Origin of the sequence: Kitasatospora sp. NPDC101157, assembly GCF_044768255.1 — a bacterium.
Lineage (GTDB): Bacteria > Actinomycetota > Actinomycetes > Streptomycetales > Streptomycetaceae > Kitasatospora.
In genome coordinates, this window is record NZ_JBIWPL010000008.1 from 202,659 (window position 1) to 222,321 (window position 19,663).

The 19,663-nt window shown below is 72.5% G+C and carries 9 protein-coding genes; 2 read left to right on the forward strand and 7 right to left on the reverse strand.

Features of this window, described 5'->3' with window-relative positions:
• Nucleotides 1–21: 21 nt before the first annotated feature.
• From glgB to ACIRVF_RS19670, 4 genes are all read right to left on the reverse strand, one after another.
• Nucleotides 22–2,475: a 1,4-alpha-glucan branching protein GlgB gene (gene glgB / locus ACIRVF_RS19655; RefSeq protein WP_402818968.1), complete on the reverse strand. Its 2,454-nt coding sequence runs from the start codon at nucleotides 2,473–2,475 to the stop codon at nucleotides 22–24.
• Nucleotides 2,476–2,573: 98 nt separating this feature from the next.
• Entirely contained in the window at nucleotides 2,574–4,064 is a 1,491-nt protein-coding gene (locus ACIRVF_RS19660) for a maltokinase (protein WP_402818970.1), read from the reverse strand.
• A 251-nt stretch (nucleotides 4,065–4,315) separates the two neighbouring features.
• Nucleotides 4,316–6,040 (reverse strand): maltose alpha-D-glucosyltransferase, encoded by a 1,725-nt coding sequence (gene treS, locus ACIRVF_RS19665; protein ID WP_402818973.1) that lies wholly within the window; start codon nucleotides 6,038–6,040, stop codon nucleotides 4,316–4,318.
• Nucleotides 6,037–7,992: an alpha-1,4-glucan--maltose-1-phosphate maltosyltransferase gene (locus ACIRVF_RS19670; protein ID WP_402819161.1), complete on the reverse strand. Its 1,956-nt coding sequence runs from the start codon at nucleotides 7,990–7,992 to the stop codon at nucleotides 6,037–6,039. The genes treS and ACIRVF_RS19670 overlap by 4 nt, the downstream gene beginning before the upstream one ends.
• Before the next feature lie 1,120 nt (nucleotides 7,993–9,112).
• Here ACIRVF_RS19670 and glgP point away from each other — a divergent pair.
• A complete protein-coding gene (gene glgP, locus ACIRVF_RS19675; protein WP_402818976.1) occupies nucleotides 9,113–11,779 on the forward strand; it encodes an alpha-glucan family phosphorylase in 2,667 nt (888 codons plus the stop codon).
• A gap of 102 nt (nucleotides 11,780–11,881) precedes the next feature.
• Here glgP and ACIRVF_RS19680 read toward each other — a convergent pair whose 3' ends face one another.
• Together ACIRVF_RS19680 and ACIRVF_RS19685 are read right to left on the reverse strand one after the other, a co-directional pair.
• Nucleotides 11,882–13,780, reverse strand: coding sequence for an ABC transporter ATP-binding protein (locus tag ACIRVF_RS19680; protein WP_402818979.1), 1,899 nt, complete (start codon nucleotides 13,778–13,780; stop codon nucleotides 11,882–11,884).
• Nucleotides 13,777–15,597, reverse strand: a complete 1,821-nt coding sequence (locus ACIRVF_RS19685) for an ABC transporter ATP-binding protein (RefSeq protein WP_402818982.1) — start codon at nucleotides 15,595–15,597, stop codon at nucleotides 13,777–13,779. The genes ACIRVF_RS19680 and ACIRVF_RS19685 overlap by 4 nt, the downstream gene beginning before the upstream one ends.
• Nucleotides 15,598–15,830: 233 nt before the next feature.
• On the opposite strand from ACIRVF_RS19685, the gene ACIRVF_RS19690 reads away from it, so the two are divergent.
• Nucleotides 15,831–17,258: a family 2B encapsulin nanocompartment shell protein gene (locus ACIRVF_RS19690; RefSeq protein WP_402818985.1), complete on the forward strand. Its 1,428-nt coding sequence runs from the start codon at nucleotides 15,831–15,833 to the stop codon at nucleotides 17,256–17,258.
• On the opposite strand, the gene glgX is transcribed toward ACIRVF_RS19690, so the two are convergent.
• On the reverse strand, nucleotides 17,259–19,445 hold the full coding sequence (gene glgX / locus ACIRVF_RS19695; RefSeq protein WP_402818987.1) for a glycogen debranching protein GlgX: 2,187 nt from the start codon (nucleotides 19,443–19,445) through the stop codon (nucleotides 17,259–17,261). It lies immediately after the preceding gene.
• Between the last annotated feature and the right edge of the window lie 218 nt (nucleotides 19,446–19,663).

Here is a 19,663-nt window from a genome sequence, read left to right on the forward strand (position 1 = left end):
CCAGGCGGGGAGCCTACGGGCTCAGGCCGGGCGGAGCCAGAGGGTGGCGAGCGGGGGGAGGATCAGTTCGGCGGAGCGGGGCTGGCCGTTCCACTCGACGGGTTCGGCCTTGATCGGGCGGGAGTTGCCGACGCCGCTGCCGCCGTAGGTCTCGGCGTCGGTGTTCAGCACTTCCTCCCAGAGCTGCTCGCGGCCGCCCAGGCTGGGCAGGCCGACCCGGTGGCCGTGCCGGATCACCGGGGAGAAGTTGCAGACGGCGACCAGCGGGGTGCCGTCTGCGGCGTGCCGGACGTAGGAGAGCAGGTTGTCCTCGGCGGCGCCGCCGTCGAGCCAGCGGAAGCCGTCCGGGGTGGTGTCGAGCTCCCAGAGGGCGGGGGTGTCGCGGTAGACCCGGTTGAGGTCGCGGACCAGGCGGCGCACGCCCTGGTGGTCCGCGTGGGCCGGCCACTGCTCGTCGAGCACCCACCACTGCGGGCCCTGCTCGTGGTGCCACTCCGCGCCCTGGGCGAACTCCTGTCCCATGAACAGCAGTTGCTTGCCCGGGTGGGACCACATGAAGCCCAGGTAGGCGCGGTGGTTGGCGCGCTGCTGCCACCAGTCGCCGGGCATCTTGGAGACCAGGGCCTGCTTGCCGTGGACCACCTCGTCGTGCGAGATCGGCAGGATGTAGTTCTCGGAGTAGGCGTACACCATCGAGAAGGTGATCTCGTTGTGGTGGTACTTGCGGTGCACCGGCTCCTTGGACATGTAGACCAGCGAGTCGTGCATCCAGCCCATGTTCCACTTCAGCCCGAAGCCGAGGCCGCCGGCGTCGGTGGGGCGGGTGACGCCGTCCCAGGCGGTGGACTCCTCGGCGATGGTGATCACGCCGGGGCAGCGCCGGTAGACGGTGGCGTTCATCTCCTGGAGGAAGGAGGCCGCGTCCAGGTTCTCCCGGCCGCCGAACTGGTTGGGCGTCCAGGCGCCGCCCTCGCGGGAGTAGTCGAGGTAGAGCATCGAGGCGACGGCGTCCACCCGCAGGCCGTCGATGTGGAACTCCTCGCACCAGTAGACGGCGTTGGCGACCAGGAAGTTGCGCACCTCGGTGCGGCCGTAGTCGAACTCCAGCGTCCCCCAGTCGGGGTGCTCCGCGCGCAGCGGGTCGGCGGGTTCGTACAGCGGCTCGCCGTCGAAGCGGGCGAGCGCGAAGTCGTCCTTGGGGAAGTGCGCGGGCACCCAGTCGACGATCACGCCGATGCCGTGCCGGTGCAGGGTGTCCACCAGGTACCGGAAGTCGTCCGGGGAGCCGAGCCGGGCGGTGGGGGCGTAGTAGCCGGAGACCTGGTAGCCCCAGGAGCCGCCGAAGGGGTGCTCCATGACGGGCATGAACTCCACGTGGGTGAAGTTCAGCTCCTTGAGGTAGCCGGGTAGTTCCTCGGCGATGGCACGGTAGGAGGTGAGGTCGGGCCGCCAGGAGGCCAGGTGCAGCTCGTACACCGACATCGGCGCCCGGTGGTGCGCGGCGCGGGCCCGGTGGGCCATCCACTCGCCGTCCTGCCAGCGGTACGCGGAGGAGGTGACCACCGAGGCGGTGCCGGGCGGGCACTGGGCGGCCCGGGCCAGCGGGTCGGCCTTGTCGAGCACCCAGCCCTGGCGGGTGTGGATCTCGTACTTGTAGGTGGTGCCCTCGGCGAGGCCGGGGACGAACAGCTCCCAGATGCCGGAGGAGCCCAGCGAGCGCATCGGGTGGCCGGTGCCGTCCCAGTGGTTGAAGTCGCCGATCAGCCGCACCCCGACGGCGTTCGGCGCCCAGACCGCGAAGGCGGTGCCGGTGACGCCGTCGACGGTGCGCACGTGGGAGCCGAGCGCCTGCCACAGCTGCTCGTGCCGGCCCTCGGAGATCAGGTGCAGGTCGAGTTCGCCGAGGGTGGGCGGGGTGCGGTAGCCGTCGTGCTGGCGCAGCGGCTCGCCGCCGGGATAGGCCACCAGCAGCGTGTAGTCGGGGAGTTCGTCGCCCACCAGCAGGCCGGTGAACAGTCCGCCCTGTTGGTGGGTGAGTTCGGCCGGGCCCTGGTCGGTCTCCACCACCACCCGCTCGGCGAACGGGCGCAGCACCCGGATCGCCGTGCCGCCGTGCACCGGGTGCGCGCCGAGCAGGGCGTGCGGGTCGTGGTGCTGCCCGCTCACCAACCGGTCCACCTCGGCCGGCGGCAGCGGCGCCTCGGGCAGGCGCAGGGCGCCGAGGGGGGTGTCCGCCGGGACGTCCGAGGGGACGTCGGAGCCGGGCGCGCCGAAGCTGGGCGCGCCGGAGCCGGACGTGTCGGAGCCGGACGCCTCGGGCCCGGACGCGCCGGACCCGGTCGTCTCGGCCGCCGGGGGCCCGTCGGCCCTCCGGCGCTCGTCGGCCTCCCGGGCCTCGGCCCGTTCGGAGGTCCCGGCCAGGAAGGTGGCCGGAACGGGGCGGGTGGGGCGGCCGGTCGGGTCGAGCGGCGTCACGGCGTGGTCCTCCAGCGGCGGGGATGGGCGAACTCGTGGCGGGACAGCGGGGTGGGGCGTCGAGGGCGGGACGGCGGGGACGGGGGCGGGGCGGTCGGTCAGACGGACAGGGCGAGCCGGTTGATCGCGGCCAGCGGGATGGGCAGCCAGCTGGGCCGGTGCCGGGCCTCGTACACCACCTCGTACACCGCCTTGTCGATCTCCAGCGCCCGCATCAGCTCCGGCGAGGCCGCCGGGTCGGCGCCGCCCCCGGCGGTGTAGCCGGCGCAGAAGGCGGTGCGGTTGCGCTGGGCCCAGGCGGCCGCGAGGTGGGCGAGTTCCGGGTCGACCGGGCCGCCGGCCAGCAGGTGGGCGGCGGCGTAGTCGAAGGAGCGCAGCATCGCGGCGACGTCGCGCAGGGCGGGCTGCGGCTCGCGGCGTTCGTTGACGGACTTGGCGGGCTCCCCCTCGAAGTCGAGCAGCACCCAGCCGTGCGGGGTGCGCATGGCCTGCCCGAGGTGGAGGTCGCCGTGGATGCGTTGGACCGGTAGGCCGTCCGGGTGGGCGTCGGCGAGTTGCTGGAAGGCGGTGCGCAGGGCGGCCCGGAAGCGCAGCAGCCCGGGGACGGCGGCGACCGCGCTGTCCAGCCGGTCGGCCATCGCGGTGGCGAGCCGGCCGGTCTGGGTGCGGTCGAGCCGGGCGACGGGCATCGAGCGGGCGAGCACCCGGTGCACCTCGGCGGTGGCCCGGCCGAGCCGGTGCGCCTCGATGGCGAAGTTGCCGGGGGACCGGTCGCCCTTGAGCCGGCCGACCTGGTCGAGGGCGAGCTCCCAGCCGTCCTCGGCGTCCGGCAGGTAGCGCTGGAGCAGCCCGAGGGTGGCGGGCTCGGCGCGTTCCATCCGGCTCTCGAACCAGGCGGCGACCCGGGGGATGCGGGTGGAGCCGGCCCGGGAGAGGGCGAGGGAGAGTTCGAGGTCGGGGTTGGTGCCGGGGTGGATGCGCCGGAAGAGCTTGAGGATGTACGAGGTGCCGTAGATGACCGAGCTGTTGGACTGTTCGGCGGTGGAGGCGCGGCCGGGGAGGTTGGTGGGCAGCCCGGAGCCCGGGGTGCGGCGGAAGGACAGTGAGCCGAACCGGTCGCCGGTGGCGAGGTGCTCCAGCAGCCGTCCGGTCAGTTCGGGGTCGTGGACCGCGTCGTAGAGGGCGGCGCCGTCGTACGGGCCCTGGCTGAGCCGCCCGAGCACGGCGCCGGGTTCGATGCCCGCCGGGCCCTGGGAGCGGATGCCGAGCAGGAGTTGGTAGGTGTCGCCGTGCGGCAGCCCGGCCGTGGTGGCGTGCTCGACCCGCAGCAGCAGGTGCAGCAGGGCGGGGTCGCCGACCTGCAGTGGGGTGCCGACCACCGGGACCAGTCCGGTGATGGGCCGTCCCTTCCCGGCGTACCACCGCTGGGTGGGGAGCCACTCGGCGATCAGCGGCAGGGCCGCCTGGACGAGCTCGCTGACCCCCAGGGCGGTTCTCCGGGGCCCGGTGCCCCGCGCGCCCGGGTGCGCGGCGGAGCCGGCCGGGGCGTCGTGCTGCACATGGGCTTGAGAACGGGAGGTTTCGGACATGACTCCCTTTCCCCGGAAGCACGCGGACTGCCCGACGGGTCGTGGCCGGGGTCCGTCAGTCTTCCGGATTTCAGCGGCGCGGCGGTCGCGGCACGCGAGCAGGGCTCGGGTGTCACGCCTTCGTGTGGGTAGCCGTTGGGCTGTTCTCCGTACGCGGTGGTGCAGAGAACTCCGGGGGCGCCGGGTCCAACTCGCGCCCCCGGAGGGTCTGGTGGTGCTGTGCGGGCCGCGGTGGCAGCTGCGGCGGATCGTTACTTCGACCGCCTGGTCCCGCTCAGGCGCGGGGGCTGCCGTAGCTGGAACCAGTAGAAGCCGTGTCCGGCCAGCGTGAGCAGGTAGGGCCACTCGCCGATCGACGGGAAGCGCACCCCGCCGATCAGCTCGACCGGGTACCGCCCTCCGTACTGCCGCAGGTCCAGCTCGGTCGGCTGCGCGAACCGCGAGAAGTTGTTCACGCACATGACCAGGTCGCCCTCGTACTCGCGCACGAAGGCCAGCACGGCGGGGTTGCTGGACGGCAGTTCGGTGTAGGTGCCCAGGCCGAACGCCGGGTTGAGCTTGCGGATCTCGATCATGCGACGCGTCCAGTGCAACAGCGAACTCGAACTGCTCTGCTGCGCCTCGACGTTGGTCACCTGGAAGCCGTACACCGGGTCCATGATGGGCGGCAGACTGAGCCTGCCCGGGTCGGCGGAGGAGAAACCCGCGTTGCGGTCCGGGGTCCACTGCATCGGGGTGCGCACGCCGTCCCGGTCGCCCAGCCAGATGTTGTCGCCCATGCCGATCTCGTCCCCGTAGTAGAGCACCGGCGAGCCGGGCAGGGAGAGCAGCAGGGCGGTGAACAGCTCGATCTGGTTGCGGTCGTTCTCCAGCAGCGGGGCGAGCCGGCGGCGGATGCCCACGTTGGCGCGCATCCGGGGGTCCTTGGCGTACTCCGCGTACATGTAGTCGCGCTCCTCGTCGGTGACCATCTCCAGGGTCAGCTCGTCGTGGTTGCGCAGGAAGATGCCCCACTGGCAGCCGCCCGGGATCGCCGGGGTCTTGGCGAGGATCTCCGACACCGGGTACCGGGACTCCCGGCGCACGGCCATGAAGATCCGCGGCATCACCGGGAAGTGGAACGCCATGTGGCACTCGTCGCCGCCCGCGGTGAAGTCGCCGAAGTAGTCGACGACGTCCTCCGGCCACTGGTTGGCCTCGGCGAGCAGCACGGTGTCCGGGTAGTCGGCGTCGATCTCCTTGCGGACCCGCTTGAGGAACTCGTGGGTCTCCGGCAGGTTCTCGCAGTTGGTGCCCTCCCGGGCGAACAGGTAGGGCACCGCGTCCAGCCGGAAGCCGTCGATGCCGAGGTCGAGCCAGAACCGGAGCCCGGCGATCATCTCGTCCTGGACCCGCGGGTTGTCGTAGTTGAGGTCCGGCTGGTGCGAGAAGAACCGGTGCCAGTAGTACTGCTTGCGGACCGGGTCGTACGTCCAGTTGGACGTCTCGGTGTCGACGAAGATGATCCGGGCGTCCGGGAACTGCTTGTCGTCGTCGGCCCACATGTAGAAGTCGCCGTACGGCCCGTCCGGGTCCGCCCGGGAGGCCTGGAACCACGGGTGCTGGTCGCTGGTGTGGTTCATGACGAAGTCGATGATCACGCGCATGCCGCGGGCGTGCGCGGCGTCCACGAACTCCATGAAGTCGGCGATGTCACCGAACTCCGGCAGCACCGACTTGTAGTCGGCGACGTCGTACCCGCCGTCGCGCAGCGGCGAGGCGAAGAACGGCGGGAGCCAGAGGCAGTCGACGCCGAGCCACTGGAGGTAGTCGAGTTTGGCCGTGAGCCCCTTGAGGTCCCCGACCCCGTCGCCGTTGCTGTCCTGGAAGGACCGCACCAGCACCTCGTAGAAGACCGCACGTTTGAACCACTCGGGGTCCAGGTTCTTCTTCGAGGTCTCGGGGAAGGTGTCGGGGACGGGCTCGTTCACTGTCACGCTGGGTTCCTCCGAACCGTGAGGAGGTGAGCCGGCTCGGCTGAGGGATCGAGCCGGACGTAGTTGTGCCGGCCCCAGGTGTAGGCGGCGCCGGTGAGCTCGTCGTGCACCACGTGGGGCCCGTCGCCGTCGAGCGTCACGGTGGCCTCCTGGACGTGGTGCGGGTCGAGGTTGACCACGGTGATGACCTGGTCGGTGAGGCCGTCCGGGGTGGTCGCGGTCTTGGAGTAGGCGAGCACCTGCTCGTTGTCGGTGGGGTGGAAGCGCAGGTCGCGCAGTTGCTGGAGGGCCGGGTGGCGCCGGCGCAGCCGGTTCAGCACGGTGAGCAGCGGGGCGAGGGTGTCGGTGCGGGTCCAGTCGCGCGGGCGCAGCTCGTACTTCTCCGAGTGCAGGTACTCCTCGGAGCCCGGGTGGGCCGGCTCGTTCTCGCACAGCTCGAACCCGGCGTAGACGCCGTAGCTGGGGGAGAGGGTGGCGGCGAGCACCGCGCGGATCGCGAAGGCGGCCCGGCCGCCGTGCTGCAGGAAGGCGTGCAGGATGTCCGGGGTGTTGGCGAAGAAGTTGGGGCGCATGTAGGCGGCCGCGTCGCCGGTGAGTTCGGTGAGGTACTCGGTGAGTTCGTTCTTGGTGTTGCGCCAGGTGAAGTACGTGTACGACTGGTGGAAGCCGATCTTCGCCAGGGTGTGCATCATCGCGGGGCGGGTGAAGGCCTCCGCCAGGAACACGACATCGGGGTCGGTGCGGGCGATGTCGGAGAGCACCTTCTCCCAGAACACCACCGGTTTGGTGTGGGGGTTGTCGACTCGGAAGATCCTGACGCCGTGGGACATCCAGAACCGGAGGATCCGGACGGTTTCCTTGACGATTCCGTCCATGTCCTGATCGAAGTTGATCGGATAGATGTCCTGGTACTTCTTCGGCGGGTTCTCGGCGTACGCGATGGTGCCGTCGGCGCGGTGGCTGAACCATTCCGGATGCTTGTTCACCCACGGGTGGTCCGGGGAGCACTGGAGGGCGAAGTCCAGCGCCACCTCCAGGTGCAGCGCCCTGGCCTCGGCGACGAAGTGGTCGAAGTCCTCGATGGTGCCGAGGTCCGGGTGGATCGCGTCGTGACCGCCCTCGGGCGAGCCGATCGCCCACGGCGAGCCGACGTCGTGCGGACCGGCCGTCAGAGTGTTGTCCGGGCCCTTGCGGAACGCTCGTCCGATCGGGTGGACGGGCGGCAGGTAGACCACGTCGAAGTCCATCGCGGCGATCGCCGGCAGCCGCTCGGCGGCGGTGCGCAGGGTGCCCGACCGCGGCGGCTCGACCCCGTTCGGGTCCACCACCGCGCCCTCCGACCGGGGGAAGAACTCGTACCAGGAGCCGAACAGCGCCCGCTCGCGGTCCACCTGGAGCGGCAGCGGACGGGAGGCGCTGAGCAGCTCGCGCAGCGGGTAGCGGGCCAGCAGCTCCAGCACCTCGGGGGCGAGTGCGGCGGCCAGCCGGGACAGCGGCGGCAGCCCCGGGTCGCGGAGCGCGTCCACGGCGGCCAGCACGTGCGCGCGGCCCTCCTTCTTCGGCACCCCGGCGGCGGCCTGCTCCAGCAGCCGGGCGCCCTCCTCCAGGACCAGCGCGGTGTCGATCCCGGCCGGCAGCTTCACCGCGGCCGTCCGGCGCCAGGTGGCGACCGGGTCGCTCCACGCCTCCACCAGGTACGACCAGCGGCCGGGCGCGGTCGGGGTGACGTGCGCGCCCCAGCGGTCGGTGCCCTCGGCGAGCTCGCGCATCGGCGTCCACGGGCCGCTGCGGCCGCGCGGGTCGCGCAGCACCACATTGGCGTTGACGGCGTCGTGGCCCTCACGGAAGACCGTCGCGGTGACCAGGAAGGTCTCGCCGACGACGGCCTTGGCCGGGCGGCGACCGGCGTCGATCTGGGGGCTGACGTCCAGGACGGGGATGCGGCCGATCACGGTGTCGCTCTCTGTCGTCTTGCGGGCGGAGGGCTTGGTGGTGGCGGTCTTGGCAGGGGCGGTCTTGGTGCCGGCGGTCTTGGCGGTGCTCTTGCTCGCAGCGCGCTTGCGGGCGGGCGGCTCGGCGTCGGCCGCGGCCGTCCCGGGTTCGGCGGCCCGGTGGGTGGCGGCCGTCGCGGTGGTGCGGCGCGTGGTGGTGGTGCGCCGGCGCGGTGCCGCCGTCCTGCCCTCCTCGGCCCCGGGTTGTCGGGCCGCTTCGGCGGGCTGGGCTGTGGTGGGCGGTGCTGCGGGGACCTGTGCGGTGGAGGCCTGGGCTTCGGAGGATTCGGTACGGACCGCTCCGGCCGCCCGGGGCGACGGCATCGCCGGGTCTGTCCGAGTGTCAGAATCCATCCGTCCGGCGGATTCCGCGACCGCTGCGTCGACGGTGTCGGCCACTGGTGTGGACTGGTCCCGCGTGTCGCCGTGCATGCCAAACTCCTGCCCGAGATCAGCGGCAGCTCCCGCGGGCCGGGGGGTCGGGCCAGGGGAGTACCGGGAGGACTGCTGGGTGGGGTGGACGTGCGACCGGAAGCCTGCCCGCGCCGCCGTCCCCGGCAACCTGCCCGGCGCCCGCCGAACCGGTGGCGGGACGCCCCGGAACCCGTGCGCGTCCCGGCGCACGCCTCCTGGGGCACGCCCCTGGGCGGCCAGGTCGACCCGTGAACGAGCCGACCGTGCGCGAGGACACGCGTCGGTGCGCGGTGAGCGCCGAACGGGTTAAGCGAGAAGGGGAACGGTCAACGCGAAAAGGATTCGGACGTGCTGCTTCACGGGGGACGCCACCCGTCGTCGTTGTCCCCGCAGCATCAACGACCTCCGGTCATCCTCGCACCGGTGACACGTTTTTCGCAGCGGTACGACAGTAGTTTCGGGCTCTGTCCGGGCCGGGCGACCAGTCGGAAATGGATCTGTTCCGCAGAGTTCACGCATTGGTAGCGCGGCACCCCGGAATGTGCGCCTCGCGCGCCCCCCGTGCAGACCAATGCGCCGAATGCGATCTCATCAATAGGCCGAACGGATGCCCAATGACCCGCTTGACCCGTTGTCAGGACGATCGTCGAGGCTACGCTTCACGCCTGTGAAGGCAATCCGCAGATTCACCGTCCGCACCGTCCTGCCCGAACAACTCCAGCCGTTGCACGAGCTGGCCCTCAACCTGCGCTGGTCCTGGCACCCCGAGACCAGGGACCTCTTCCGGTCCGTGGACCCGGAGGTCTGGGCCGCGACCGGCGAGGACCCGGTGCGGCTGCTCGGGGAGGTCCCGGCCGCCCGGCTCGCCGCACTCGCCGCCGACCGGCGGTTCCTGCGCAGACTCGGCGACCTCGCCGACGACCTGCGCGAGTACCTCACCGGCCCGCGCTGGTACCAGACCCAGCAAGAAGGGGGCGTCACCCCGCCGCCCGCCGCCATCGCCTACTTCTCGCCCGAGTACGGCATCGCTGCCGCGCTCCCCCAGTACTCCGGGGGCCTCGGCATCCTGGCCGGTGACCACCTCAAGGCCGCCAGCGACCTCGGCGTGCCGATCATCGGCGTGGGGCTGTTCTACCGGCACGGCTACTTCCGGCAGTCCCTCGACCGGGTCGGCTGGCAGCAGGAGCGCTACCCCCTGCTGGACCCGGACGAACTGGCCGTCAGCCTGCTGCGGGAGGCCGACGGCACCCCGAGCCGGGTCGACCTCGCCCTGCCCGGCGGCCGCACCCTCGCCGCGCACATCTGGAAGGCCCAGGTCGGGCGGGTCCCGCTGCTCCTGCTCGACTCCGACATCGAGGCCAACTCACCTGCCGAACGCGACGTCACCGACCGGCTCTACGGAGGCGGCAGCGAGCACCGGCTGCTCCAGGAGATGCTGCTCGGCATCGGCGGCGTCCGGGCCGTGCGCGCCTACGGCCGGCTCACCGGGCACCCCGCCCCGGAGGTCTTCCACACCAACGAGGGGCACGCCGGCTTCCTCGGCGTCGAGCGGATCCGCGAACTGGTCGCCGACCGGGCGGCTGGGCTGGACTTCGCCGCCGCCCTGGAGTCCGTCCGGGCCGGCACCCTGTTCACCACCCACACGCCCGTCCCGGCGGGCATCGACCGCTTCGACCGCGACCTGGTCGCCCGCCACTTCGGCGGCGACGTCGCGCTGCCCGGCGTCCCGGTCGAGTCGGTGCTCGCGCTCGGCGCCGAGACCTGGCGCGGCGGGGACCCGAAGCTCTTCAACATGGCCGCGATGGGCCTGCGGCTGGCCCAGCGGGCCAACGGGGTCTCCACCCTGCACGGCGAGGTCAGCCGCTCGATGTTCAACGGCCTGTGGCCCGGCTTCGACCCCGCGGAGGTGCCGATCACCTCCGTCACCAACGGGGTGCACGCCTCCACCTGGATCGACCCGGCCGTGGTGCGCCTGGGAGCCGCCGAACTCGGCGCCGAACGCGCCGAGGAGGCGATGACCACCGGCGAGACCAAGCGCTGGACCGGCCTGGAGAGGATCGGCAACGCCGAGATCTGGGACCTGCGCCGCAGCCTGCGCGCCCAGCTGGTGGAGGAGGCCCGCCGCCGGCTGCGCGACTCCTGGCGCCAGCGCGGGGCCGGTGAGGCCGAGCTCGGCTGGGTCTCCTCGGTGCTCGACCCGGACGTGCTCACCATCGGCTTCGCCCGCCGGGTGCCCTCGTACAAGCGGCTCACCCTGATGCTGCGCGACCCGGACCGGCTGCGCGCCCTGCTGCTGCACCCCACCCGGCCGGTGCAGATCGTGGTCGCCGGCAAGGCGCACCCCGCCGACGACGGCGGCAAGCGGCTGATCCAGCAGATGGTCGCCTTCGCCGACGACCCGACGGTGCGCCACCGGATCGTCTTCCTGCCGGACTACGACATGGCGATGGCCCAGCACCTCTACCCGGGCTGCGACGTCTGGCTGAACAACCCGCTGCGCCCGCTGGAGGCCTGCGGCACCTCCGGGATGAAGGCCGCGCTCAACGGCTGCCTCAACCTGTCCGTCCTCGACGGCTGGTGGGACGAGTGGTACGACGGCCAGAACGGGTGGGCGATCCCCACCGCCGACGAGGGCGACGGCGTGCTCGACCCGGAGAGCAGCGAGGCCGAGCGGCGCGACGACATCGAGGCCGCCGCGCTGTACGACCTGATCGAGGAGCAGGTCGCCGGCCGGTTCTACGACCGGGGCAGCGACGGGCTGCCGCACCGCTGGATCGCCATGGTCCGGCACACCCTGGTCACCCTGGGGCCCAAGGTGCTGGCCGGGCGGATGGTCCGCGAGTACGTCGAACGGCTGTACACCCCGGCGGCGCTGGCCCAGCGGGAGCTGGCGGGCCGCCGGCACGCCGCCGCCCGTGAGCTGGCGGAGTGGAAGGCCCGGGTCCGGGAGGGCTGGCCGGGTGTGCGGGTCGAGCACGTCGAGGCGGACTGCCCGGCCGAGGCCCAGGAGCTGGGAAGCTCGCTGGCGCTGCGGGTGCAGGTCGCGCTGGGCGCGCTGCAGCCGGGGGACGTCGAGGTGCAGGTGGTCTCCGGCCGGGTGGACGAGACGGACGGCATCTCGGACGCCGCCGCGCTCGCCCTGAAGCCGGTCGGCGGCCCGGACCTGGACGGCCGCACCCGCTACGAGGGCTCGCTGGAGCTCGGCCGCACCGGGCCGTTCGGCTACACCGTCCGGGTGCTGCCCGCGCACCCCCGGCTGGCCTCACCGGCCGAACTGGGGCTGGTCGCGCTCCCGGCCGAGTCGGTGGGGATGGACGCGGGGCTGCTGCGCTGAGTCCGCACCCCCGGAAAGGGGGATGCCCGCCCGGGTGCGTGACGGCGCACCCGGACGGGCACAACTGTGGGGCTTCCTGGACGGGCCCACTGAGGGGTTGTTCTACACCAGGCTGTCCCGCCAGGCGCGATGCAGGGTGGCGAAACGCCCCGAGCCGTCGATCAGCCGCCGCGGCGAGCCGTCCTCGACGATCCGGCCCTGGTCCATGACCAGGACCCGGTCGGCGATCTCCACGGTGGACAGCCGGTGGGCGATGATCACCGCCGTGCGGCCGGCCAGCACCGTGCGCATCGCCCGCTGCACGGCCTGCTCGCCGGGCACGTCCAGCGAACTGGTCGCCTCGTCCAGGATCAGCACGGCCGGGTCGGCCAGCAGGGCGCGGGCGAAGGCGACCAGCTGGCGCTGACCGGCCGAGATCCGGCCGCCGCGCTTGCGCACATCGGTGTCGAAGCCGTCCGGGAGCGCCGCGATGAACTCGTACGCGCCGATGTCGCGGGCGGCCTGCTCGACCTCGGCACGGGAGGCGCCGGGGCGGCCGATCGCGATGTTCTCGGCGACGGTGCCGGAGAACAGGAAGGACTCCTGGGTCACCATCACCACCCCGCGCCGCAGCTCCGCGGTGGCGAGGTCGCGCAGGTCCACGCCGTCCAGCAGGATCCGGCCGTCGGTCGGGTCGTAGAAGCGGGCCAGCAGCTTGGCGAGCGTCGACTTGCCCGCGCCGGTCGCCCCGACCACCGCGACCGTCTGACCGGCCGGGATCAACAGGTCGAAGGGCGGCAGCACCTCCTTGCCGGTGCGGTAGGCGAAGCGGGTCGCCTCGAAGGAGACCTCGCGGCCCCTGACCGTGGCTCGCCCGCTCGCCCCCGGGCGCTCGGACCCGGCGGCTCGGGGCGGTGGCGGCAGTGCGACCGGCTCGGCCGGCTCGGCGACGGTCGGCTCGTGGGCGAGCAGCCCGGCGATCTTCTCCAGGGCCGCGGCGGCGGCCTGGTAGCTGTTCAGGAACATCGCCAGCTGGTCGATCGGGTCGAACAGGCGGCGCAGGTAGAGCACGAAGGCGGTCAGGACGCCCAGCTCCAGGGAGTCCTCGGTGACCAGGTAGGCGCCCAGCAGCACGATGCCGGTGGTCCAGACGTTGGCGGTGGCCCGGGAGAGGCCCACGTACCGGGCGAGTTCCAGGAAGCCCTCCGCGTTGGCCGTGGAGGCCTGCCGGTTGACCACGGCGAAGGCGGCGTCGTTGGCCTTCTCGCGGCGGAAGGCCTGCACCGGGCGGATGCCGTTCATGGTCTCGGTGAAGCGCACGATCATCGAGGCGGCGGCCGTCCGCGAGCGGCGGTAGACCCGGCGGGAGCGGGTCCGGAAGGAGTGGGCGACCAGCGCCAGCGGCAGGAAGCACACCAGCGAGGCCAGGCCCAGCCGCCAGTCCAGCACCACCAGCAGCACCGAGATGTAGCAGACCGACAGCAGGACGGTCAGCAGCTCCTGCAGGCCCTCGGAGAGCAGTTCGCGCAGCGCGTCGATGTCGCTGGTGGCCCGGGAGATGATCCGGCCCGAGGTGTAGCGCTCGTGGAAGTCCAGGCTGAGCCGCTGGGCGTGCCGGAAGATCCGGCCGCGCAGCTCCAGCAGGACGTCCTGGTTCACCCGGGCGCTGATCTTGATGAACGCCCACTGCAGCAGAGGGCTGAGCAGGGCGCAGAACAGGTACCCGGCGACCACCGCGATCAGCGGGCCGGAGTCGTGCGCGCGCAGCGCCGGAATGCCGCGGTCCATCGCCACCGCGACCAGCAGCGGGCCGGACTGCAGGGCGGCCTGCTGGACCAGGATCACCACCATCGCGACGGCGATCCGGGCCCGGTGCGGGCCGAGCAGCGAGCGCAGCAGCGCCCGGGGCGCGCCGGGCGGGACCGGGATGTCCTCGTCGTCGGCCGGCGGCGGGGGCAGCTCCTCCTCGGCGGGCCCGGTTTCGGCGGAGCCGGTCTCGGCGGGCTCGACGGTGGTGGTCATCGGACGGCCCCCTCCTCAGGGACGAAGGAGCCCTCGGGGACGGGGGCGGCCTCGCCCGACATCAGTTCGCGGTAGTGCGGGCAGTCCCGCAGCAGCTCCTGGTGGGTGCCGACGGCCTCGATCCGGCCGTCCGCGAGCACCGCGACCCGGTCGGCGAGCAGCACGGTGCTGGGGCGGTGGGCGACCACCAGGGCGGTGGTGGAGCCCAGCACCTCGCGCAGCGCCCGCTCGACCAGCGCCTCGGTGTGCACGTCCAGGGCGGACAGCGGGTCGTCCAGCACCAGGAAGGGCGGGTCGCCGACCACCGCCCGGGCCAGGGCGAGGCGCTGGCGCTGGCCACCGGACAGGCTCAGGCCCTGCTCGCCGACCTCGGTCTCCACCCCGGCCGGGAGTTTCTCGACGAAGCCGGCCTGGGCGGTGGCCAGGGCGGAGGCCAGCTGCCGGTCGTCCGCGCCGGGGGCGCCCATCAGGACGTTCTCCCGGACGGTCGCGGAGAACAGGGTGGGTTCCTCGAAGGCGACCGCGACGAGTTCGCGCAGCCTCTCCCGGGGCAGTTCGGCGATGTCCCGGCCGTCCAGGGTGATCCGGCCGCCGGTGGCCTCGTACAGCCGGGGGAGCAGCGCGGTGAGCGTGGTCTTGCCGCTGCCGGTGGCGCCGACCAGGGCCATCGTCTCGCCGCTGCGCACGTGCAGGTCGATGCCGGCCAGGACGTCGGGGGTGCCGTCGGGGGCGTCGGGGTAGCGGAAGCGGACACCGCTGAAGCGGATGCCGTCCGGGGCGCCGAGCGCGTCGGCACTGCCCCGGTCCTCGGGCTCGGGCTCGTCCATGACCTCGAAGAAGCGGTCGGTGGCGGTGGCGGCCTCGTTGGCGTAGGCGAGCAGCCAGCCGAGCGACTCGACCGGCCAGCGCAGGGCGAGCGCGGTGGAGAGGAAGGCGACCAGGGTGCCGGCGCTCAGCTCGTCGTGGGCGACCAGGTAGGCGCCGACGGCCAGGGCGCAGCCGAGGGCGATCTCCGGCAGGCCGACGATGACCGCCCACAGGTTGGCGAGCTGGTGGGCCTTGCGCAGTTCGGTGCGGCGCAGCCGGTGGGACTGTTCGCGGAAGTGCTCGGCCATCGTGCGGTGCCGGCCGAAGGCCTTGAGGATGCGGATGCCGAGGACGGACTCCTCGACCACGGTGGCGAGGTCGCCGTTCTGGTCCTGGGCGAGCCGGGCGGTGACCGAGTAGGCGGACTCGAAGCGCCGGGTGAGCACCAGCAGCGGCGCGCTGGGCAGCAGGACGATCAGGGCGAGCCGCCACTCCTGGGTGAACATCAGCACGATGCCGGCCAGGAAGGTCACCGAGTTGACGACCAGGAACACCAGCGGGAAGGCCAGGAAGATCCGCATGGCGTTCAGGTCCGTGGTCGCCCGGGAGAGCATCTGGCCGGAGCCCCAGCGGTCGTGGAAGGAGACCGGCAGCCGCTGGAGCTTGGCGTAGAGGTCGGCGCGCATGGCCGCCTCCAGCCGCCCCAGCGGGCGGGAGAGGACCACCCGGCGGGTGTAGAACAGTGCTGCCTCGACCAGTCCGAGGAGCAGCAGCAGGCCGACCGGCGGCCAGAGGGCGTCGAGGTCGTGCCGGGCGAGCGGGCCGTCGACGATCCGGCCGAGGACGACCGGGACGGCGAGGGTGCTCAGCATGGCGAGCGAGGCGGCCGTCACCGAGACGGCGAGCCGGCCGCGCACCGCCCGGGCGTAGGGCCACAGGCGCAGCAGCGAGCGGACCGTGGAGCGGCGGCGCCCGGCGGGGTGGTCAGCGTCTTGTCTGTTCTCGGCCATCGCGGTGAGGGTAGGCAGAGAGCCCGTCACTTCTCATCAGGTTTTTCGCCCCTGTCGGCGGTGCCCGACGAGAACCGGCCACCCGTGCGGGCGGGGCGCGAGGGGAACGCGGGGCGCGCACTTCCGTTCGTGCGGGAAGGAATGCGCCGCGCGCCTCTTGCGAGCGCCCGCCGAACGGCCGATGAGATCTGCTGACGGATGCTCATTGATACGCGAGTGACAGGAGTGTGGACATGACGGTCGACACCGAGCCCACCCCCGGCCCCGGCTCCGCAACCGTGCAGGTACGGGCTCAGCTCAGCCTCAGCACCACCGCCGCGCGGAACCTGGCGACGACGACCAAGTCGAAGCCGCAGATGCAGGAGATCACCTCCCGCTGGCTGCTCAAGATGCTGCCCTGGGTGCAGGTCAGCGCCGGTACGTACCGGGTCAACCGCCGGCTGAGCTACGCGACCGGGCGCGGCCGGGTGAGCTTCTCGAAGACCGGCTCCACGGTGACGGTGATCGCCCCCTCGCTGGCCGAGGTGCCGGCGCTGCGCGGTTTCGAGGACCAGGAGGTGCTGGCCGAGCTGGCCCGCCGGTTCGTGCGGCGGGACTTCGGGCCGGGTGACGTCCTGGTGCAGGAGGGGTCACCGATCGAGGAGGTGTTCCTGATCGCGCACGGCAAGGTCGACCGGATCGGCACCGGCAAGTACGGGGAGGAGGCCGTGCTCGGCACCCTCGCGGACGGCGACCACGTCGGCGACGAGGTGATCACCGAGCCCGACGGCACCTGGCGGTACACCGTGCGGGCGGCCACCGCCGGCGTCGCGATGTCGCTGAGCAAGGCGCGGTTCCAGGAGCTGGTCGACGGCTCCGCGGCGCTGCGCGAGCAGCTGCTGGGTTTCGCCGCCGACGCCGCCCAGGCGCAGAACGACCACGGCGAGGCGGAGATCGACCTCTCGGCCGGCCACCAGGGCGAGTACGAACTGCCCCGCGCCTTCGTGGACTACGAGCTGGAGCCGCGCGAGTACGAGCTGAGCGTCGCGCAGACCGTCCTCAAGGTGCACACCCGGGTCGCCGACCTCTACAACAAGCCGATGAACCAGACCGAGGAGCAGCTGCGGCTGACCATCGAGGCGCTGCGGGAGCGGCAGGAGCACGAGCTCATCAACAACCCCGCGTTCGGTCTGCTCAGCAACGCGGACTTCGACCAGCGGATCCAGACCCACGCCGGGGCGCCCACCCCGGACGACCTGGACGAGTTGCTCGCCATGCGCCGTGACACCGACTACCTGTTCGCCCACCCGCGGGCCATCGCGGCCTTCGAGCGGGAGTGCAACAAGCGCGGCGTCTACCCGGGGACGGTCGACGTCCTCGGCAAGCAGCGGCCGGTCTGGCGAGGGGTGCCGATCTTCAGCTGCAACAAGATCCCGGTGGCGGACAACCAGACCACCTCCTTCATCGCGATGCGCGTCGGTGAGGACAACCAGGGCGTGGTCGGCCTGACCCAGGTCGGCATCCCGGACGAGGTCGAGCCGGGCCTGAACGTCCGCTTCATGGGCATCGACGAGAAGGCGATCGCCTCCTACCTGGTCAGCGCCTACTACTCGGCGGCGGTGCTGGTGCCGGACGCGATCGGCATCCTGGAGAACGTCGAGGTCGGGCGCGCCCGCGACTGATCACGCCGACCGGGCGGGCACCCGCAGCAGTTGGAGCGAGCGGCCGCCCAGCACCACCGCGCCCCGCGGGTACGGCTCGCCCGTGCCCGCGGTCGCCGTGTCCAGCACCGTCCCGTACGCGGCCTCCGGCTCCGCCCAGGGTTCGCCGGGCAGCGTGAACACCGTCGGCTCGTGGCCCGCGTTGAGCAGCAGCAGGAAGCTGTCGTCCTCCAACGGGCGCCCGGCGCCGTCCCGTTCGGACATCGCGGTGCCGGACAGCAGCATGCCCAGGCAGGCCGTGGGACCGAACCAGTCCGCCTCGGTCATCTCCTTGCCGAGCGGGGTGAACCAGGCGAGGTCCGGCTGGCCGCCGGGGGTGACGGCCCGGCCGGAGAAGAACGCCCGCCGGCGCAGCACCGGGTGGGCCCGGCGCAGCCGCACCAACCGGGCGGTCAGCTCGCACAGGTCCCGCCAGCCGGGCTGCTCCAGCAGCGACCAGTCGAGCCAGCTGAGCTCGCCGTCCTGGCAGTAGGCGTTGTTGTTGCCGCCCTGGGTGCGGCCCAGTTCGTCCCCGGCGGTGATCATCGGGACGCCCGCGGAGAGCAGCAGGGTGGCCATCAGGTTGCGCAGCTGGCGCAGCCGCAGGGCGTTGACCTCCGGGTCGGTGGTCTCGCCCTCGACGCCGTGGTTCCACGAGCGGTTGTCGTCGGTGCCGTCCCGGTTGTCCTCGCCGTTGGCCTCGTTGTGCTTGCGGTCGTAGGAGACCAGGTCGCGCAGGGTGAAACCGTCGTGCGCCGTCACGTAGTTGACCGAGGCGTACGGGCGCCGGCCGCCGCGCTGGTAGAGGTCGGAGGAACCGGACAGCCGGTAGCCCAGCTCGCGCACGTCCGGGCGGGCGCCGCGCCAGAAGTCCCGTACGGTGTCGCGGTACTTGTCGTTCCACTCGGCCCACAGCGGGGGGAAGCCGCCGACCTGGTAGCCGCCCGGTCCGACGTCCCAGGGTTCGGCGATCAGCTTCACCCGGCTGAGCAGCGGGTCCTGGGAGACGGCGGAGAGGAAGGGGTGGTCCATGTCGACGCCGTCCGTGCCGTCGAACCCGCCGCGGGCCAGGGCGGCCGCCAGGTCGAAGCGGAAGCCGTCCACGCCCATCTCGGTCACCCAGTAGCGCAGCGAGTCGGTGATCAGCCGGACCACCTGCGGGCGGCGGGTGTCCAGGGTGTTGCCGCAGCCCGTGTAGTCGGCGTACCCGCGGGGGCGGTGCGGGGCCAGCCGGTAGTAGGCGGCGTTGTCGATGCCGCGCAGCGACAGTGCCGGGCCGAGCTCGGCGCCCTCGGCGGTGTGGTTGAACACCACGTCGAGGATCACCTCGATCCCGGCGGCGTGCAGGGCGCGGACCATCCGCTTGAACTCGCCGACCTGGCCGCCGCGGGAGCCCGAGGAGGAGTAGCCGGCGTGCGGGGCGAAGTAGCCGACCGTGTTGTAGCCCCAGTAGTTGGTGAGGCCGCGGGCCTGGAGGTGGTCCTCGCTGGCGTGCTGGTGGACCGGCAGGAGTTCGACGGCGGTGACGCCGAGGTGGGTCAGGTGGGCGATCGCGGCGGGGTGGGCCAGGCCGGCGTAGGTGCCGCGCAGCTGGGGCGGGACGTCGGGGTGGCGCATGGTGAAGCCGCGGACGTGGAGTTCGTAGAGCACCGTCTCGGACCAGGGGGTCTTGGGGCGGTGGTCGTCGTACCAGTCGTCGTCGTCCTGGACGACCACCGATCTGGGGACGTAGGGGGCGGAGTCGCGGTTGTCCCGGACGGTGTCGGCGACGTCGGCCTCCGGCCAGTTGCGGACGGCCGAGCAGGCGGCGTCGTGGGAGGTGTAACAGCCGTCGACGGCGCGGGCGTACGGGTCGAGCAGCAGCTTCGCGGGGTTCCAGCGGGCGCCCGTCCACGGGTCCCAGCGGCCGTGGACCCGGAAGCCGTAGCGGGTGCCGGGGCGGACCCCGGGGAGGAATCCGTGCCAGATCTGGAAGTCCTGTTCGGTGAGGCGGTGGCGGCTCTCCTGGCCGTCGTCGTCGAACAGGCAGAGGTCGACGGCCTCGGCGCCGGCCGCCCAGAGGGCGAAGTTGGTGCCGGGGACGCCGAGGTGGTCCGTCCGGACGCGGGCGCCGAGTGGGTGCCAGCTGCCCGGCCGCACCTCGGCTTGCGGCTCTTGCCCTGACGCCATGGTCGTTGCCTCCCTGGACGGGGGTGTCTCGGGACCCGTTCACCTTTTCTTTCCCGGAATGTGGGGGGAGGAAGCAGGTTGATGGGTGGTGGGGGGTTGGGGGGTGTTGGTTGTTCGGGGGGCTTTCGGGAGGGTGGGTGACGCCGGGGGCGGGTGCGGGGGGGGGGGGGGCCGGGGGGGGGGTGTTTTTGTTGGTGCCGCGGATAAATAGGGGGTGG

Bases quoted from the DNA above. Each gene is read 5' to 3' on its own strand.
- ACIRVF_RS19660 (WP_402818970.1), bottom strand. From the start codon at position 4,064: ATGTCCGAAACCTCCCGTTCTCAAGCCCATGTGCAGCACGACGCCCCG.
- ACIRVF_RS19680 (WP_402818979.1), bottom strand. From the start codon at position 13,780: ATGACCACCACCGTCGAGCCCGCCGAGACCGGCTCCGCCGAAACCGGG.
- ACIRVF_RS19685 (WP_402818982.1), bottom strand. From the start codon at position 15,597: ATGGCCGAGAACAGACAAGACGCTGACCACCCCGCCGGGCGCCGCCGC.
- ACIRVF_RS19690 (WP_402818985.1), top strand. From the start codon at position 15,831: ATGACGGTCGACACCGAGCCCACCCCCGGCCCCGGCTCCGCAACCGTG.
- glgX (WP_402818987.1), bottom strand. From the start codon at position 19,445: ATGGCGTCAGGGCAAGAGCCGCAAGCCGAGGTGCGGCCGGGCAGCTGG.